Source organism: Stenotrophomonas sp., assembly GCF_031995405.1.
GTDB lineage: Bacteria > Pseudomonadota > Gammaproteobacteria > Xanthomonadales > Xanthomonadaceae > Stenotrophomonas.
The window spans coordinates 33,169-50,428 of the sequence record NZ_DAMAGC010000018.1 but is presented as its reverse complement, the minus strand read 5'-3'; the positions used below and the strand labels follow the sequence as shown (position 1 = coordinate 50,428).

The 17,260-nt window shown below is 69.0% G+C and carries 13 protein-coding genes and 1 pseudogene; 8 read left to right on the top strand and 6 right to left on the bottom strand.

Going from position 1 to position 17,260, the window contains the following annotated elements:
* From RTO53_RS05130 to RTO53_RS05110, 5 genes and pseudogenes are all read right to left on the bottom strand, one after another.
* A pseudogene (locus RTO53_RS05130) lies at nt 1–136 on the bottom strand (S-formylglutathione hydrolase); the annotation flags it as partial.
* A gap of 25 nt (nt 137–161) precedes the next feature.
* Entirely contained in the window at nt 162–515 is a 354-nt protein-coding gene (locus RTO53_RS05125) for a YqcC family protein (protein ID WP_312236796.1), read from the bottom strand.
* Nucleotides 516–524: 9 nt separating this feature from the next.
* Complete coding sequence (locus RTO53_RS05120) at nt 525–1,634, bottom strand: S-(hydroxymethyl)glutathione dehydrogenase/class III alcohol dehydrogenase (RefSeq protein WP_312236795.1); 1,110 nt, start codon at nt 1,632–1,634, stop codon at nt 525–527.
* Nucleotides 1,635–1,689: 55 nt separating this feature from the next.
* Nucleotides 1,690–1,965 (bottom strand): formaldehyde-responsive transcriptional repressor FrmR, encoded by a 276-nt coding sequence (gene frmR, locus RTO53_RS05115; RefSeq protein WP_128096888.1) that lies wholly within the window; start codon nt 1,963–1,965, stop codon nt 1,690–1,692.
* A 182-nt stretch (nt 1,966–2,147) separates the two neighbouring features.
* Nucleotides 2,148–5,618 carry an ESPR-type extended signal peptide-containing protein gene (locus RTO53_RS05110; protein ID WP_312236794.1) on the bottom strand — a complete coding sequence of 1,157 codons (3,471 nt, stop codon included), beginning with the start codon at nt 5,616–5,618 and terminating at the stop codon, nt 2,148–2,150.
* Between the two features lie 321 nt (nt 5,619–5,939).
* Between RTO53_RS05110 and RTO53_RS05105 the strand changes: the two genes are divergently transcribed.
* From RTO53_RS05105 to RTO53_RS05090, 4 genes are all read left to right on the top strand, one after another.
* Nucleotides 5,940–8,621, top strand: coding sequence for an ATP-binding protein (locus RTO53_RS05105; RefSeq protein WP_312236793.1), 2,682 nt, complete (start codon nt 5,940–5,942; stop codon nt 8,619–8,621).
* Between the two features lie 59 nt (nt 8,622–8,680).
* On the top strand, nt 8,681–12,064 hold the full coding sequence (locus RTO53_RS05100) for an ATP-binding protein (protein ID WP_312236792.1): 3,384 nt from the start codon (nt 8,681–8,683) through the stop codon (nt 12,062–12,064).
* A 77-nt stretch (nt 12,065–12,141) separates the two neighbouring features.
* On the top strand, nt 12,142–12,318 hold the full coding sequence (locus tag RTO53_RS05095) for a hypothetical protein (protein ID WP_312236791.1): 177 nt from the start codon (nt 12,142–12,144) through the stop codon (nt 12,316–12,318).
* A 32-nt stretch (nt 12,319–12,350) separates the two neighbouring features.
* Nucleotides 12,351–13,700 (top strand): TIGR00341 family protein, encoded by a 1,350-nt coding sequence (locus RTO53_RS05090; protein ID WP_312236790.1) that lies wholly within the window; start codon nt 12,351–12,353, stop codon nt 13,698–13,700.
* 5 nt (nt 13,701–13,705) lie between these two features.
* Here the strand turns inward: RTO53_RS05090 and RTO53_RS05085 are convergent, their stop codons facing one another.
* Nucleotides 13,706–14,368: a response regulator transcription factor gene (locus tag RTO53_RS05085; protein ID WP_312236789.1), complete on the bottom strand. Its 663-nt coding sequence runs from the start codon at nt 14,366–14,368 to the stop codon at nt 13,706–13,708.
* Nucleotides 14,369–14,504: 136 nt separating this feature from the next.
* On the opposite strand from RTO53_RS05085, the gene RTO53_RS05080 reads away from it, so the two are divergent.
* From RTO53_RS05080 to RTO53_RS05065, 4 genes are all read left to right on the top strand, one after another.
* Entirely contained in the window at nt 14,505–15,188 is a 684-nt protein-coding gene (locus RTO53_RS05080) for a response regulator (protein ID WP_312236788.1), read from the top strand.
* 132 nt (nt 15,189–15,320) lie between these two features.
* Nucleotides 15,321–15,596 (top strand): hypothetical protein, encoded by a 276-nt coding sequence (locus RTO53_RS05075; protein ID WP_312236787.1) that lies wholly within the window; start codon nt 15,321–15,323, stop codon nt 15,594–15,596.
* Between the two features lie 86 nt (nt 15,597–15,682).
* The gene (locus tag RTO53_RS05070; protein ID WP_312236786.1) at nt 15,683–16,252 is read left to right on the top strand and encodes a type 1 fimbrial protein; all 570 of its coding nucleotides are present in this window, start codon (nt 15,683–15,685) and stop codon (nt 16,250–16,252) included.
* 68 nt (nt 16,253–16,320) lie between these two features.
* The gene (locus RTO53_RS05065) at nt 16,321–17,064 is read left to right on the top strand and encodes a fimbria/pilus periplasmic chaperone (RefSeq protein ID WP_312236785.1); all 744 of its coding nucleotides are present in this window, start codon (nt 16,321–16,323) and stop codon (nt 17,062–17,064) included.
* Nucleotides 17,065–17,260: the final 196 nt, after the last annotated feature.

Genomic DNA, 17,260 nt, shown 5'->3' with positions numbered 1-17,260 from the left:
GCACCGGCAGCTTCTGCGTGGCCGCCTGCGGCGGCAGGTAGACGGCGACCTTCATCTCGCAGCCCAGTACCTGCGAGCGGTGCTGGTACACGTCCTGCCAGCCGCCGGAGGCGGCCCGATGTTCGATGCGTTCCATGGTCTCTCCGTGAGCCGGGCGCGCGTCAGCGCGATGCCCCGGCGTTGATGTCATTGTCCAGCTCGGTCAGCAAGCGCAGCAGCGTTTCCGTCTGCGGCACGCCGTCGAGATTGCGTACGGCCGCCACGGCCACCTGGCTGCGTGGTGGCCATTGCCCGCTGCGCCGGGCCTCGTGCAGGCGCGGCACGAACACCTGCACCAGCCAGTGCTCGAACGGCATCTCATCGCCGCCAAACGCCGAGGTGACCGCAGCCGGTGCACCTACCTGGCCCTGCAGCCAGCCCAGCTCACGCAGGGCCTGCTCGATCCGGTCCACCAGCGCATCACGCACCGGCAGCGCCGGTGCGGTGCGTCGCTTCCAGAAATCGGTCAGGCCCATGCCGGCGGCTCAGTAATGCACGACCGAGCGGATCGACTTGCCTTCATGCATCAGGTCGAAGGCATCGTTGATCTGCTCCAGGTCCATGGTGTGGGTGACGAACGGGGCAAGTTCGATATCGCCCTTCATCGCATCTTCGACCATGCCCGGCAGCTGGCTGCGGCCCTTGACGCCGCCGAAGGCGGTGCCCTTCCACGAGCGGCCGGTGACCAGCTGGAACGGACGGGTGGAGATCTCCTGGCCCGAGCCGGCCACGCCGATGATCACCGACTGGCCCCAGCCCCGGTGCGCGCATTCCAGCGCCGCACGCATCACGTTGACGTTGCCGATGCACTCGAAGGTATGGTCCACGCCCCAGGTGGTCATTTCCACGATCACCTGCTGGATCGGTTTGTCGAACTCCTTCGGGTTGATGCAGTCGGTGGCGCCGAACTGCCTGGCCAGTTCGAACTTGGACGGGTTGGTGTCGATGGCGAAGATGCGCCCGGCCTTGGCCTGGCGCGCGCCCTGGATCACCGCCAGGCCGATGCCACCGAGGCCGAACACCGCCACCGAATCGCCTTCCTGCACGTTGGCGGTGTTGTGCACCGCGCCGATGCCGGTGGTGACGCCGCAGCCGAGCAGGCACACGTGCTCCGGATTGGCGTCCGGGTTGATCTTTGCCAGCGACACTTCGGCCACCACCGTGTACTCGCTGAAGGTCGAGCAGCCCATGTAGTGGTAGATCGGCTCGCCGTTGTAGCTGAAGCGGGTGGTGCCATCGGGCATCACGCCCTTGCCCTGGGTGGCGCGCACGGCCACGCACAGGTTGGTCTTGCCCGACGTACAGAACAGGCATTCACCGCACTCGGCGGTGTACAGCGGAATCACGTGATCGCCCGGCGCGACGCTGGTGACGCCCTCGCCCACTTCGACCACGATGCCCGCGCCTTCATGGCCCAGTACCGCCGGGAACAGGCCTTCCGGATCATCGCCGGACAGGGTGAACGCATCGGTGTGGCAGACACCGGTATGGGTGATCCGGACCAGCACTTCGCCCTTCTTCGGCGGGGCGACGTCGATCTCGACGATCTTCAACGGCTGGCCGGGACCAAACGCAACAGCGGCACGGGATTTCATCGGCAACACTCCAGGGCAGTAGACAAGACAGGACAGCGCGCGGTCGCCCGCGCACTCATTTCAGGTAGGAACGGATCAGTGCGCTCATGTCGCGCACGCGCTCGGCACGTTGCGCATCGGATTGCGCCGGCTGGCCGAATTCTTCGCGCAGGTGGGCTTCCATCACCTCGGACATCAGCCCGTTGACCGCGCCGCGGATCGCGGCGATCTGCTGCAGCACCGGTGCGCAGTCGGCACCGCCCTCCAGCGCCCGGTCGAGCGCATCGCACTGGCCGCGGATGCGGCGCACGCGGGCCAGGACCTTCTTCTTCTCTTCGGGGGAATGGGGCATGGGCGGCACGGTTAGAGAACTATACTGGGGGATAGTATACACCAGCGTGGCCGCGGAGCTGGATGGCACCCTGCGAGCGCCCCCTTCGACGACCGATTCGCCATCGCGCAAACGAACACCGGGCGCAGTGCGCCCGGTGTTCGTTGCCGCCGATGCCAGCGGCGGCACCCGGTGGGCGAGCGTCAGTCGCCCAGCACCACGCCCACACCGACCCGGAAGATCGGGCGGTCGCCACGTGCCGCCGAAACACCGGCATTGACGTTGACCCGGCCGTTGTCGCTCCAGCGCGAGACACCCACGCCGAGCGCGGTCTCACCGCGATAGCTGGCCATGCCGGCATTAAGCACGGTCTTGCCCGGCAGGTACGGGGTCACCTGGACCAGCGCGGCGGCACCGGCGATGCCCCGGTTGGCCTGACGGCTGGCATGGTCGAAGCGGTCGTTGACGTTGTCCCACATGTCCTGCATGCGTCCGTCGGTGTAGGCGTTGGCATCGGCCATGCGCTCGTTGAGCTGCGACACGTTGACCGCGTCGGTGCCCTGCACGCCGGCCGCCACGTTGGTGATCTGGCGCTCGCCACCGGCACGCCCCACCGACACCGTGTCCTCGCGGTCGGCGACGGCACCGGCGCCCAGCGCGACGGCGTTGTTGGCCGAGGCACTGGCACCTGCGCCGGCAGCGACGGCACCCTGCCCCGTTGCCGTGGCCGGGCCACCGTTGCTGGCAACGTTGCCGGCATCGGCCGGGACCACCGTGCTGCCGCCACCGGCGGAGGCGTCGTAGTAAGGGTTGTCGCCACCACCGGCACCCGGATTGTTTTCGATATGGGTGACGCGGTTGTCGATGTCGCCGATACGGTCCTGCAGCTGGTCGCGCAGCGCGGCCACCTGGCCGCCGTTGACGGCCTCACGGCTGCCTGCACCAATGCGTCCGTCGGCGACGTTGGCCAGCACCGTCCCGTTGGCACCGGCAAAGGTCACCTGCGACCGCTGGCTGTCCTGGTCATAGACCACCGCGTCCAGGCTCTGCCCGGCATCGCCGATCAGGCCGGCGGCCTTGAGCTGGCGCAGGTTGACCGCGTCGGTGTCTTCGCTGCCGTCGGCCACGTGGGTGATCTGGCGCTCGGCACCGGCCGCACCGACGGCGACGGCATTGGCGCGGTCGGCGATGGAGTTCGCACCCAGCGCGATGCTGTTGTCGGCCTGGGCCTGGGCGCCCTGGCCCAGCGCCACCGAGCCGACCCCAGTGGCCTGCGCGCTGGCGCCGGCGGCCATCGCACCGCTGCCGACCGCGACCGCGTCATCGCTGCCGTCGTTGTTGCCACCGGCTTTGAAGTAGCGTGTGTCGCCGCCGCGCACGCCATCGATGGCCGCACTCAGCTGCGCGACATTCACCGCATCGGTGGTGTCGGTGCCATCGGCCACGCCCTTAAGCTGGCGCGCACCGTCGGTGCCGCTGAAGTCCACGCCGGTGCCGCCGCTGGCCGCCGCCACGGTGACCACCGCGCTGGCCGCCGTCTGCTGGACCAGCCCCGCGGTACCGCCGGACAGGTTGCCCAACACCGTGTTGATGGTGGTGATGTCGCCCTCGGTGGTGGTCACGCGACCATCGAGGGTGGTCAGCGCCGTATCCACGCCGCCCAGCGCATCGCCGACGTTGTCATGCACGGTGCCCTGTACGGTGTAGCGCGGGCCGGTGACCACGCCGGTGCTGGCGTTGACCGCCGCCCCGCCACCGAGTGCCGACACGACCGGACGCAGCTGCTGCACGTTGACCGCATCGGTATTCTCGGTGCCGTTGGTGACGTTGATGATCTGGCGGGTGCCGTTACCGATCAGCGGACCGGCACCTACCGAGACCACGTTGTCGCGGTCGGCGACCGAACCCGCGCCCAGGGCGACGGAGCTGTCCCCGGCAGCGCTGGCATTGGGGCCCAGCGCCATGCTGGCCGTGCCCTGCGCGCGCGCCGCGGTGCCGACGGCGATGGCATCGGCCACGCCCGCGTTGGCAAGACGACCCAGCGCGACCGTGCCCAGGCCGGTCGCCTGTGCGTCATCGCTGTCGTCGTCGCGGCCGTTGATCTTGACGTAGCGGGTGGCACCGCTCAGCCCGTCCTGCAGGTTGGCGATGTTGGTGGTGTTGTTGAGGACCTGGGCGTTGGTGGCCTGCAGCTGGCCACCATTGACGGCCTGCTGGCTGCCGGCGGCCAGCGCGCCATCGGCCACGCCGTCGAGCGTGCGGGCACCGGCGGTGCCGCTGAAGTCGACCCGGCCGCCGGCGCTGGCGGCCGCCACGGTGACATCGGCGGTGGCATCGGCCTGCCGGACCAGGCCGACGGTGCCGGCGTCGATCGCGGTGGAGAGCGCGCTGACGCGGCCATCGACGTTGAGCACGCTGCTGTTGAGGGTGGTCAACGCATCGCCGACGTTGTCGACCGTGGCATCACCGCCATTGACCAGGTCGGCCACGGTGTAGCTCGGTGCGCTCAGGGTGCCGTCTGCATTGACGCCGGCACCGCCGCCCAGGGCGGCGGCCGCGCTGGACGAGGCGGCGCTGAGCTGGCCCAGGTTGACCGCATCGGTCGCTTCGGTGGCGTCGGCCACATTGACCAGCTGGCGCTCGGCGCCAACAGTGCCGAAGGAGACGCTGTCGGTGCGGTCGGCGAGCGAGGCCGAACCGATGGCCACGGCGTTGCTGGCCGTGGCCTGGGCCTGGTCGCCCAGCGCGCTGGCATTGGCGGCGGTGACGCGGCTCTGGGTGCCCAGGGCCACGGCATTGATCGCGCTGCCGGTGATGGTGCTGGCGTTGCCGATCGCCACCGAGCCGGTGCTGGCCGCGGCGATATTGGAGGCCTGGCCGATTGCCGTCGAGGAGACGCTCGCGGCGGTGGCGCCCTGGCCGATGGACACGGCCGATTGCGCGGTACTGCGCGCGCCGCCACCCACGGCCGTGCTCCCGCCACCGGAAGACACAGCGCCGTAGCCCAGCGCGCTGGCGTTGTTGCCCGACGACTGCGCGCCGGCACCCACGGCGAAGGCACCGTTGGCACTCGCGCGCGAGTTGGTACCGAACGCGTTGGCACCGTTGCCGCTGGCAACAGAGCCTTGACCCACCGCCAGCGAATTCGGGCCCGCCGGGGTCGAAGCGGCGGTGCCGGTCCCCTGGAACGCGGAGATGAACCGGCTGCCGTTGGGAATGTTGGCAATCGCTTCTTCATTGCTGGTCACGCGCGCATCCAGCCCGGTCAGCGCACTGCCGACGTTGGTATACGTCGCGCCACCGAGCACATAGCTCGGCGCGGTGAGCACGCCGGCAGCATCCACGCCCGCACCGCCGCCCAGTGCATCGGCGACGCTCTGCACGCTGCCGCGCAGCTGGCCGACGTTGACCGGATCGGTATCGGCGAACACGCCGATCGAACGAGCACCTTCGGCAGCGCAGGCAACCTGGATGCCGTGCTCGTCCACGCACGCCGCATCCTCTGCGGCGATGGGTTCACTGGCACCGGCAGCGGCGGCCAGCGACAGCGACAACAGGCCACCGAGCGCCGCGGCGCGACGGGTCGGCTGCTTGCCACGGCCCTTGGCGAACTCCGAAGCGACGGTCCACGTGCCGGTCGTCGCGTTCCTGACAATGCGATAGATGATGTTCATGGGTGTACTCCGTAAGGGACAAGGGCGGCGGCACCGGGTTGGCACTGCTGCGTCGGAGTACAGGCTAGGTGGGGCGGATCGCCGGCCCCATCGGACACGGCCCAAAACGCGACAGGGGCGGCGCCGGCTTCAGCGGCGATTGCCCAATGGATTCAATGCCCTGGCCCGGCGAGGCGGCGGGAATGGGCCCGGTCCTATGGGAGCGGCAGGGGGCGCTCTCCATCCTTTGGGGCCTCCCCCGCGTACGCCGCCTGGCGTACCCGATGCCCTTCACTGTCGCGGCGCGCGGGCGTCGTTGCCTGCCCGTTCCCGGAGCCCCTCATGTTCAACGCACTGCGGCGCCTGTACGCCCCGTTGCCCTCCCGGGGCAACGCAGCACAGCAGGATGTAATGGCCCTGCACCGGCATCACCGGCGCATCCTCGTCGCCGGTGGCAGCCTGTTGAGCCTGGTCATCGCGCTGGGAATGCTCGCGGCCATCGCGATGCACGTGGAGCGCTACCACGACGAACGCAAAGCCGCGTTCGGTCGCGCTGCCGCGGCGCTGAACACCGCGCTTGCCCAGCGCGATGTCGATCTGGCGCGCCTGCAGAACATGGCCGAATACGCCTGGCGGCATCCACCGGAGGTATGGACCAGCAGCTTCGACAGCGACGATCCGGCGACCACCTTCCTGCGCCAGCACGAGCGCGACCTGGCTAATGCCGGCGCCGACAGCGTGCCGCAGATGGTTCTGGGCCGGGGCACCGCAGGGTGGGAGCGGGTCCGGTTGCAGCGCTACCTGCGCTTTGCCACGGCACTGTCGATCATCATGAGCGTCTCCAGCACCGATCCGCAGCAGGCTGCTGCCGAGCCCGCGTTCTTCCATGACGCGCGTGGACGACTGCTCGTGCTCAACCAGGGATTGACCGAAGCGCACCTCACCCGATCGCTGCATGTCGACACCCGCGACGCGCTGTTCCAGCGGTTGATCGCCTATGGCCAGCTGGCCCCGCCGACCCACTCCGGCCACACCATCCCCGGGCTGCATCCCTCCCGCGAAGGCGCACGCGTGCGCCGGGGTATCGCCGCGCATCCGGTGAACGGGCAGCTCAGCCTGGTGTCGGCGTTTTCAGTGCTCGACGGCGACACCAACGTGGGGACCTTCGTTGCCTTCGAACCCATCGCACGCCTTGCCCCGCTGCTGGGCGGCAGCGACGATGGCCACCTCATGGTGGTGGCCCCCAACGGCCGCGTGCTGATGGGCAGCCGCCCGGCAACCGCACCGATACCGCTGGACGCACTGCACGCCGCCGGCCTGTGGACACCCGAGCGCGCCGCACTTACCCGCCACAGCCGGGACGGGCGCTACTACATCGCCAATCTGGTGCACGACACCGACTGGTCGCTGGTGGATGTCTATACCTGGCAGGACATCCTGCGCGACGGCGGCTGGAACATGGCGGCGATGGTCGCGCTGGGACTGGGCCTGATTGCCGGGGTCTGGCTGCTGCTGGTGCGCCTGGATCGGCGCGTACTGGCGCCGCTGATCGCACGGGCCGTGCACGTCTACCAGAGCGAAGCGGTCAACCGCGCCCTGATCGAAATGTCGCCGGTCGGCCTGTGCCTGATCGACATCGAACGCAACCGGCCGGTGCTGGAGAACGAACAGGTACGCAGCTATGCCGCCGGTGTCGATGGCGCGGGCGAGTCGCTGTACCAGAACCTGGTGAGCGGCTTCGACGCTGCCCTCCTCACCGCCGCAGGCCGCGAGTACCAGATGGCCGTCCCCGACCCCGACGGCGGGCCCCCGCGCGAACTGCTGGTGGGCGCAGCCCGGGCGATCTACCAGGATCGCCCCGTGCTGCTGTGCGCCCTGCGCGACCTGACCGCACGCATCCAGCTGGAAGAACGGCAGGAGCGCGCACGCATCGACGCCGAGAATGCCAGCCAGGCCAAGACCATGTTCGTGGCCACCATCAGCCACGAGCTGCGCACCCCGTTGCACGGCATCCTCGGGCACCTGGAACTGCTGGCGCGATCGAACCTGGACGACGCCCAGCAGGAACGCCTGTCCCGCGTCACCCAGTCGGCCGATGCGCTGCTGGCCACCATCAGCGACGTCCTGGAGCTGTCCAGCATCGAATCGGGCGAACTGGGCATCGACGATGCGACGTTCGAGCCGGCGCAGATGCTGGAACGGGTGGCGATGCTGTATGCGCCGCTGGCCATGGAACGCAGCGTGGACCTGGACGTGTCGCTGGCCGGGTGCACCGGTGCGGTCTACCGCGGCGCCCAGGGACGCATCGAACAGGTACTGCGCAACCTGGTGAGCAACGCGGTCAAGTTCACCCTGTCCGGTCGCATCGTGCTGCGCGCCGGCGTACGTGAGCACGACGGACACACCCTGCTGCGGGTGGAAGTGGCCGACTCGGGCATCGGCCTGAGCGCCGAACAATGCGTACGCCTGTTCGAACCCTATGTGCAGGCCGATGCCTCGATCCGCAAGCGGTTTGGCGGCAGTGGGCTGGGCTTGTGGCTGTGCCAGCAGCTGGTGGAGCGCATGGGCGGCTGCATCGCGGTGAAGAGCACGCCCGGCGTCGGCAGCGTGTTCCACTTCGAGGTGCCGGTACAGCGCGTGGCGGCCGCATCGCCGGACTATCCGCTGGCCGGCATGCGGCTGGCGCTGGTCTCGCGCTCTGCGAACTGGCGCGTCGAACTGCTGCGCCGGCTGGAAGCCTGGGGGGCCCAGGTCGCGGTGCGTGCCGAGGCGGACCAAGCCGCCGAGGAACCGGCCATGCCGACCGACGCCGTGGTGGTGTTTGAACGCTCGGCCACGGCCCTGTCGCTGCCGGCAGCGCACCGGCCGCTTGCCCAGGTGGTGCGCGTGCGCACCGATGGGCCGCTCACCGCGCAGGCGCACCCCGACGGCTGGTGCGTATCGTGCTACGCAAGCGACGCGTTGCTGCACGTGCTGCGCGGCGTGGGCGGACGTTTCCCGGTGGCTGGCGACGGCTCGCGATGACGCTGCCGGTGACCCACCCTGCCATGGAAAACACCGCCCCGTTGGCGCACCATCGGCCCATGAGCAAACCCTCACGCCCGGTAGAACGGCTGTCCTCGCTTCGACGCCACCAGCGCAGGCTGTTGTTTGGCGGCGGCATCCTGGTGACCGCGCTGATCCTGTCCACCGCGGCGATCAGCGTGCTGCTGGGCATCCGCGATTTCCACGCCAGCCAGCGCCAGCAGTACCTGCACGCCAAGGAAGCGGTGGATTTCCACCTGGGCCAGCGCGACCGCGCCTATGCCAATGCGATGAACGCCAACGACGCCCTGTGGAGCACGCAGCGCGCCTTGCTGGTACGCAACGGCGAGCCGCTGCGGCAGGCCTTCGCCACCGCCGGCGAGCAGCTGGTGATTCGCGCCGAAGGCAAGACCGCCCTGCCCTGGCTGGTGCTTGGCCGCGATACGCAACAGCTGCCACGGGAAGAACTGGCCGCCTACCTTGGCATGATCCAGGAGTACTCCGCCTATGCCGCGGTGAGCATCACCGCGTTGCAGGCCGGTTCGACGCCCTCCATATACGTCTACGATCCCTCGCGCAGGCTGGTCGCGGTGACCGGGGTGCGTGACGAGGTCGAGCTGCTGCAGATGCTCAAGGTCGGCACCCGCGCGCAGGCGTTCGAGCGCCTTACCGTGCATGAAGACCGCCTCGCCGGCATCCGCCCCGCACCGGGCCCGCTGCAGAGCGCCTACGCCGAGGGCCGCCTGGTGTCCTTCATGGGCGAAAACCCGCTGACCCACCAGCAGGCCCTGGTCGGCGTACTGACGCTTGCCGCCCATGGCCAGGCCTACATCCGCCACGTCACCTTGGAACGCCTGGACCTGGTCCAGGCCAGGCTGGCAGCGTCCACCCCGGGCGCGTTCCTGATCGTGACCCGCAGCGGCAAGCACGTGCTCTCCAGCGGCACGCTGCCGTCCAACGCGGACGTGGCCCTGCGTGGCCTGACACTGCCGCTGCAACGCGGCGCGCCGGTGTACCTGCACCGCGATGGACTGTTCATGGTGGCCGGCCCGATCGGCGGCGTGGACTGGACCCTGGTGCACTTCTACACCTGGCGCGACCTGTTCAGCGACCAGCGCGACGACCTGGCGCTGCGCGCCGGCGCGACCGTGCTGATCCTGGGCATCCTGTGGGCACTGCTGTTGCTGCTCGATCGGCGGGTATTCGCGCCGGCCCTGGCCGATGCCTCGCGGGTCTACGAAAGCGAAGCGTTGAGCCGCACCATCATCGACGCCACCCCGGTCGGGTTGTGCCTGCTGGACCCGCGCGACGGCGCCCCGCTGGCCGAAAACGAGGTCGCCCATGCCATCGCCGCACACCAGCCGGCGCAGCGACCGTTGTATGCGGGCCTGGTCGCCCACGTGCACAGCCCGGCCGGCCCGGCCCCGCAGGAGTTCCACTGGTCGCTGGACGAGGCCGACGGCAGTACCCGCCAACTGCAGGTGGTGATGGCCGCGGCGTCCTACCAGGACCAGCCGGTGTGGGTCTGCGCACTGCGCGATGTCACCGCGCAGCTGGAGCTGCAGGAGAAGCTGGATGCCGCCCGCCAGGATGCCGAGCGTGCACGCCTGGCGGCCGAGTCGGCAAGCCGTGCCAAGAGCGCATTCGTGGCGACCATGAGCCATGAGATACGCACTCCGCTCAATGGCGTGCTGGGCCACCTTGAACTGCTCGCGCGCTCGCGGCTGGACGATGCCCAGCATGAGCACCTGGACCGGATCCGGCTGTCGGCCGATTCGCTGATGGCCACGATCAGCGATGTGCTGGATTTTTCGAAGATCGAAGTCGGCCAGCTGGACATCGATCCCCTGCCGTTCACGCTGCGCGCGTTGATCGAACAGTCCGCGCTGCTGTACGCACCGGCCGCGCAGCAGAAGGGACTCAAACTGTTCCATGCGATCGATCCGGCGCTGGCCACCGGCTATGTCGCCGATGCCCATCGCATCGGCCAGATCCTCAACAACCTGCTCAGCAACGCCATCAAGTTCACCGACGACGGGCGCGTGCTGCTGCGTGTCGCGCCGGCACCGGTAACTGCCGATGGCACGTCGATGCTGCGCTTCCAGGTGGTGGACAGCGGCATCGGCATGACCGCCGGGCAGATGGAGCACCTGTTCCAGCCGTTCTCGCAGGCCGATGCCAGCATCTCGCGCCGTTATGGCGGCACCGGCCTCGGCCTGGCCCTGTGCCAGCAGCTGGCCCACCTCCTCGGTGGCAGCCTGCAGGCGGACAGCACCCCTGGCGTGGGCAGCGTGTTCACCCTTGACGTGCCGGTGGTGGCCTCTGCCGAATCGACCCCGCCGGCGCGGCTGCAGGGCGTTCCGATCACGCTGCTGTCGGCGGCGTCGGAGTGGCGCGCCGAGTTCGATACGCTTCTCGGCGGGCTGGGTGCGTCGCTGACCATACTGGACCGCCCACGCAGCATCGCGCCAGGCGATGCGGTGCTGGTGATCGTCGGAGAGCGCCGCGCGTGGAGCGAGGAGGAAGAACAACGCCTGGTGGACGCGCACCCGCGGGTGATCCGCGCCCATGCCGCCGGGCCGCTGGTGGCCCGGCAGGTGGACGGGCAGCTGCAGGTCTCCTGCTATTCCAGCGCGGCCCTGCTCGATGCGATCCTGGCACATCCGCGCCCGGCAGCAGGACCGGCGCTGCCGGCGGCACCGGTCGCCCAGCGCGGGCGGATCCTGCTGGTGGAAGACAATGCGGTCAACCGTGAGCTGATCCTGCAGCAGCTGGAGGAGCTGGGCTTCCTGGTCGATACCGCCGACAACGGTCAGCAGGGCCTGCAACGCTGGTCGCCCGGGCACTACGTGGCCGTGCTGACCGACATCAACATGCCCGTCATGAACGGGTACGACCTGGCCCTTGCGCTGCGTGAGCGCGACGCGCGCGTGCCGATCCTGGCGATCACCGCCACCGCGCTGTCGAGCGAGCGTGAACGCTGCCGCGCCGCCGGCATCACCGACATCCTGCTCAAGCCGATGAGCCTGGGCGCGCTGGACACGATGCTGTCGCGCCACCTGGACGCGGTTGCACGGCCGCCAAGGGGCACCGACGCTGCCGCCTCGCCCGTGCCCGTCTCGCCCCGCGCGCGCGCGTTCCCGCCGCGGGTGCTGCGCCTGTTCGTGGATACCGGGCGCGATGACCTGGCCCAGCTGGCCGATGCCCTGCGCGATGGCGACGGCACACGGGCAATCGAGCGTCTGCACGCGTTCAAGGGCGCCCTGCAGATGCTGGGCGAACGCGCACTGGCCGAGCGCTGCGGGATGTTCGAACAGACGCTGCAACAGACCCCGGTGAGCGCGCTGGAGGCGCCGATACGCGAGTTGATGGAGGACCTGTCGGCAGCGCTGGAGGACTGCGACACCGCCCTCGGCAAGCACGAGGGCGACCGCCCAGAATAGGCACGGTCCGATGGGGCAATGAACGGGCATCGCCGATGATGCCCCGCGCGGTCGATGTCGTCCGCCGGAGCGTTCGCATGCCTGATGCCACCCATCCCTACCTGTTCCGCACCCCCTACGGGCACTGGAACGTGATGCGCGGTCGCCAGTTGCTGGCCGGCCGCAGCGACCTGTTCGACGCGCTGAACCTGCTCTGGTATTTCACCCGCCTGCAGCGCGGTCCGGCCGTACATCGCACGGTCGCCAACCGATGACGCCGTCACCCCCGCGTCCGGATGGGCCGCCCTTGCGTGCACAGCGCCGGTGGCAGCGCCTGCGTAGCCGCCGGGTCCAGCATGTCGAGCATGCCGCGGTCATCGACAACGTGGCCGATGCCGGTGGCCTGAGCCCGCGATTTGCGTTCATGGCGGTGATGTCCTGTGGCATCGCCATCCTTGGGCTGCTGCAGTCTTCTGCCGCCGTGGTGATCGGGGCGATGCTGATTTCCCCGCTCATGGGCCCGATCGTGCAGCTCGGATTCTCACTGTGCGTGGTCGACTTCCGGATGATGGGCCGGGCGCTGCTGGCGTTGTTGGCCGGGGTGCTGCTGGCGCTGGCCACGGCCATGTGCATCGTCTGGCTGTCGCCGTTGCGCGAAGCCACCAGCGAGATCCTGGCGCGCACGCAGCCGACCCTGTTCGACCTGCTGGTGGCGATGCTGTCCGGCCTTGCGGGTGGCTATGCGGTCATCACCCGCAAGGGGGAGGCGATCGTCGGGGTCGCCATCGCCACCGCACTGATGCCGCCGCTGGCCGTGGTTGCCTTCGGGCTGGCCACCGGGGACCTGGGCATTGCCGGCGGCGCGTTCTTCCTGTTCATGACCAACCTTCTGGCGATCGCGCTGAGTGTCACGCTGATCGCGAAATGGTACGGCTTCGGCATGGACAATTCGCCGAAGCACACGGCATGGCAGGCCATCGTGATCGCCTCGACGTTCGTGCTGTTGGCGCTGCCGCTGGGCCTGGCACTGCGCAACATCGGCGAGCAGACCTGGACGGCCAACCAGACCCGCAGCGTGGTGCAGAAGTACCTGCAGGAACGTGGCGGCTCCATCGAGCAGCTCCGCGTGGAGCGGCACGGCCAGGGATATTCGGTGGATCTGGTGGCGATGGTGCCGACCTATATCGGCCATGCCCAGGCCGAACTGGGTGCACGCCTGGCGGCCCGGCTGCCCGCGCCCCCCACCCTCCGCGTCCGCCAGACGTTGGAAGCCAACGATGATGGACGCCGCGATCGCGCGGACCTGGAGGGACTGCGGCTGCGTGTCAACGCGCTGACCGAGCAGACCCGCCAGCTGCGTGCCGAAGCCGATGCATGGACCCTGGAGCACGTGCGTGCGCTGCTTGGGGACATCACGGCCGAGGTCATGCTGGATGGCATGCAGCGGCGCGTCGTGGTCACGCTGACGCCGCCGCCGGCGGGCACGGACGCCGTGCAGGACGCGGTCGCCATTGCCGCGCTGCGCCAGCGGCTGGCCGCGGTCACGCCCGGCTGGACGATCGTGGTGGTGGAAATGCGCGATCCGGCACCGGCGATCGCGCAGACCGCCAACGCATCCGACAGCCGGGGGGCGGTGTCGCACGCCCTGTTGCCCTGAGCCGGCTAGGGGTCGCGGTCGCCGTCCTGGCCGACCAGGCCAAGCTCGGCGGCGTACTTGAACAGGTCCGCGTCGCGTTCGATGCCCAGCTTGGCCATGCCGCTGACCTTCTGCGTACTGACGGTCTGCTTCCGCAGCTGCAGCTGTTCGGCAATCGCGCCGATCGATTTGCCGTCCACGTACAACGACAGTACCTGCTGCTCCCGCGGCGACAGCTGCGTGGTGCGCCGCTGGCCGGGAAGCGAGGGCGACAGCGCGGCGATGGTCGGGGACAGGTAACGACGGTTCGCGTGCGCGGCTGTGACTGCCAGCGCAACGTGGGAGACGTCATCGGCCTTGCTGAGCAACCCGGCGACCGGACGCGACAGGATGGCCTGGATCATCACCGGTTGGTCGATGCCGGTCATCACCACGATCAGCAATCCGGCGTACCGCTCGTGCAGGAAATCCAGCAATTGCAGGCCATCGCCATGGACACCACCGGGCATCGCGAAATCGGTGATCAGCACGTCGCAGGGCTGCGCATCGAGCAGTGCCACCAGCTCGGTCGAATCGGCGACCGAGCCGATCAGCCGGATCATCGGAAAGGCGTCCAGGCTGCTCTCGATGCCCATGCGGACCATCGGGTGGTCATCGGCCACGGCAACCCTGAAAGGCGTGGTGTTCATGCAGGTCTCCAGGCAGCTGCAGGGCAGTGCAACGCCGATAAATGCCAGCGCAGGCCAGCGTATCATAGCCCCGCAAGCGGGCAGTTCCGGGGAGCGGCGATGGCCGTGCCCCTTCCCCATCAAAGGACGCATCGCCTTGAACATCCGCGTTGTCATTGCCGACGACCATCCCGTGCTGCTGGCGGGGATGGAACACATGCTGGCCCCTGTGGCAGACATCCAGATCGTGGGACTGGCTGCCGATTCCACCGCCATGGTGGATCTGCTGGCCAGTCAGCAGGTGGACGTGGTGGTCGCCGATTTTTCCATGCCCCAGGGCCGCTACGGCGATGGCATCGCACTGCTGCGTTTTCTCGCCCGGCGGTTTCCGCAGGTGCGTCGCCTGGTGCTCACCGGCGTGGAGAATCCGTGGGTGCTGCGCAGCATCCTGGAGATCGACGTGGATGTGATCGTCAGCAAGACCGATCCACACCTGCATCTGGAACACGCCATTCGCTGCGCCGTGGCCGGGCAACCGTTCCTGTCGCCGGTGATCCAGCGCCTGCTCGAGCAGCTGCCCGCGTCGGGCGATGCCGACGCGCAGGGCACGCTGACCAAGCGCGAGAGCGAAGTGCTCAGGATGTTCGCCGAAGGGTTGTCCGTGGCCGAGATCGGCGAGCGCGTGGGTCGCAGCCGCAAGACCATCAGCACGCAGAAGATGTCGGCGATGCGCAAGCTGGGCCTTGCCCGCGATGGCGACATCTTCCGCTATGCGATCAGCACCGGGCTGGTGCAGGCATCGCAGGTATCGCGCAGCAACGCCGGTGACGGTGACGCCTGAAGCAGGCGGGCGATGCGCGCTGTCTGCAGCATGCCCGGCACGATGGGTGTGCCGGCGCATGCCCGATCCCGGCGCGGTGCGAAATCCGGGCCATGTCCGATTGCCCTGACGCGGCCGGCTCCTAGTCTGGACATGGCCGTTCTGTACCTGGCGGAACGGATTTCTCCAAGGCCGCACACCGTGAAATCACCCGATCAATACCGCATCCAGCGTCTGCTGCTGGCGTTCTGCGCGCTGGACAAGCGGCGTCAGGACGAGTTCCTCGGCGCGGTCAATCGCTACCTGTACGCCTCCCCGCGACAGCGCGAACGTCTGCGCCAAGGCTGGGTGCGCCACGTCATCGACGCCGATGCGGGCGCCGCGTCCAGCGAGGTGGATGCCGGCACGCAAATGGGTCCAGTCCGATAGGGCCGCCGCGCGCGACTGCCTACGATTCGCTTCGCCGGACGTGTTCCGGTTACGGCAGTCCACCTCCTCCTGAAGAAGTGATCGCAATGAAGCACATCAAGCTTGCCTCCGCCCTCGGCCTCGTACTGGGCATGACCGTTGTCGGCGCCGCCAGCGCGGCCGCCACCGGCGGCACCATCCGTTTCACCGGCGCAGTCACCGATGAAACCTGCACCATCAGCGGCGGTTCCGGTACCGATGGCGGCACCGGCAATTTCGTCGTGGCGCTGGATCCGGTGCGCGCATCGCTGCTCGCCGCTGCCGGCGACGTCGCCGGTGCCAAGCCGTTCCAGGTGATCATCGGCGGCCCGGGCCAGGGCTCCTGCGTCAACGGCAAGGTCGCCACGATGTCCTTCCTGGCCTCCAGCCCGCGTATCGATCCGATGACCGGCGCACTCACCAACGCACTGGTCGGTGAAGCCACCCTTACCCAGGTCCAGGTGATGGAAGGCGACGGCACCCCGATCAACATGGCCGATCCAGCCAATGGCGTGCGCAGCCCGGCCATCGTGAACAACACCGCGATCATCGATTTCCAGAGCCAGTATCTGGCCACTGGCGCGGCAACCCCCGGCCTGGTCGATACCAGCGTGGTGTACGCCGTTTCCTACAACTGACCTCCCCCGGGGTCTGTTGGCGCCGGCGGGTCCCCCGACCCGCCGGCGCACTTTGCCTGGAGCAACCCATGAACCAGCTGATCCGCTGCGGCCTGGCCGCCGTGATGTCGATCGCGTGCCTGCACGCCGCGCCCGCCCGGGCGAGCGTGGTGATCGGTGGCACCCGCGTGGTGTACCCGGCGCAGGACCAGGAAGTCACGCTCAAACTCAACAACGAGAGCACCTCGCCCGCATTGATCCAGGTATGGCTGGACGACGGTGACGAGCGCTCTTCGCCGGACACCGCCAAGGCCCCGTTCAACGTGGCTCCGCCGATGTTCCGCATGGATGGCCAGACCAGCCAGGCCGTGCGTCTGATGTATACCGGTGAGGCCCTGCCCACCGACAAGGAATCCCTGTTCTGGGTGAACGTGCTGGAAGTGCCGCCCAAGGCGGACAACAGCAGCGAACGCAATGTCCTGCAGTTCGCCTTCCGCACCCGGATCAAGCTGTTCTTCCGGCCCGCCGGCCTGCGGGGCGATCTCGCCGGCGCCGTTGACGGGCTGACCTGGTCGCTGGTGGATGCGCCCGCCGGCAAGGGCCTTGCCCTGCAGGTGCGCAACCCGAGTGCCTACCACGTCAACTTCGCCCAGGTCGGCCTGAAGACCGCGCAGGGAACGCTGGGTGACCAGGGGGGCGGCATGGTCGCGCCCGGCGCGGTGGCCGTGTTCCCGCTGAAGGATGTGCTGCAGCGCCCGGCCGGCGCGCTGCAGGCAGCGTTTGCGGTGATCAACGACTTCGGCGCGCTCAACCTGCTGGATCGACCGCTCTAGCCCGTTTCCATGCACCCTCCCCTCCCCCGCCAAGCAGGCCTGCCACGCGCGGCCATGCTGCCGATGCTGATCGCGTTGGCGCTGTCGGCGCGTGTCGGCGCGTCCACGCTGGCCACCGGTGCCGGCGCCGCAGCGGCCAGCGGCAACGTGAGCTTCGATGCGGATTTCTTTCCGCGTGGCAGCGCTGCGGCCGTGG

What these genes read in the sequence shown, in the direction of transcription:
- RTO53_RS05125 (WP_312236796.1), bottom strand. Translation starts at nt 515, where the DNA reads ATGGGCCTGACCGATTTCTGGAAGCGACGCACCGCACCGGCGCTGCCG.
- RTO53_RS05120 (WP_312236795.1), bottom strand. Translation starts at nt 1,634, where the DNA reads ATGAAATCCCGTGCCGCTGTTGCGTTTGGTCCCGGCCAGCCGTTGAAG.
- frmR (WP_128096888.1), bottom strand. Translation starts at nt 1,965, where the DNA reads ATGCCCCATTCCCCCGAAGAGAAGAAGAAGGTCCTGGCCCGCGTGCGC.
- RTO53_RS05110 (WP_312236794.1), bottom strand. Translation starts at nt 5,618, where the DNA reads ATGAACATCATCTATCGCATTGTCAGGAACGCGACGACCGGCACGTGG.
- RTO53_RS05105 (WP_312236793.1), top strand. Translation starts at nt 5,940, where the DNA reads ATGTTCAACGCACTGCGGCGCCTGTACGCCCCGTTGCCCTCCCGGGGC.
- RTO53_RS05100 (WP_312236792.1), top strand. Translation starts at nt 8,681, where the DNA reads ATGAGCAAACCCTCACGCCCGGTAGAACGGCTGTCCTCGCTTCGACGC.
- RTO53_RS05095 (WP_312236791.1), top strand. Translation starts at nt 12,142, where the DNA reads ATGCCTGATGCCACCCATCCCTACCTGTTCCGCACCCCCTACGGGCAC.
- RTO53_RS05085 (WP_312236789.1), bottom strand. Translation starts at nt 14,368, where the DNA reads ATGAACACCACGCCTTTCAGGGTTGCCGTGGCCGATGACCACCCGATG.
- RTO53_RS05075 (WP_312236787.1), top strand. Translation starts at nt 15,321, where the DNA reads ATGGCCGTTCTGTACCTGGCGGAACGGATTTCTCCAAGGCCGCACACC.
- RTO53_RS05070 (WP_312236786.1), top strand. Translation starts at nt 15,683, where the DNA reads ATGAAGCACATCAAGCTTGCCTCCGCCCTCGGCCTCGTACTGGGCATG.
- RTO53_RS05065 (WP_312236785.1), top strand. Translation starts at nt 16,321, where the DNA reads ATGAACCAGCTGATCCGCTGCGGCCTGGCCGCCGTGATGTCGATCGCG.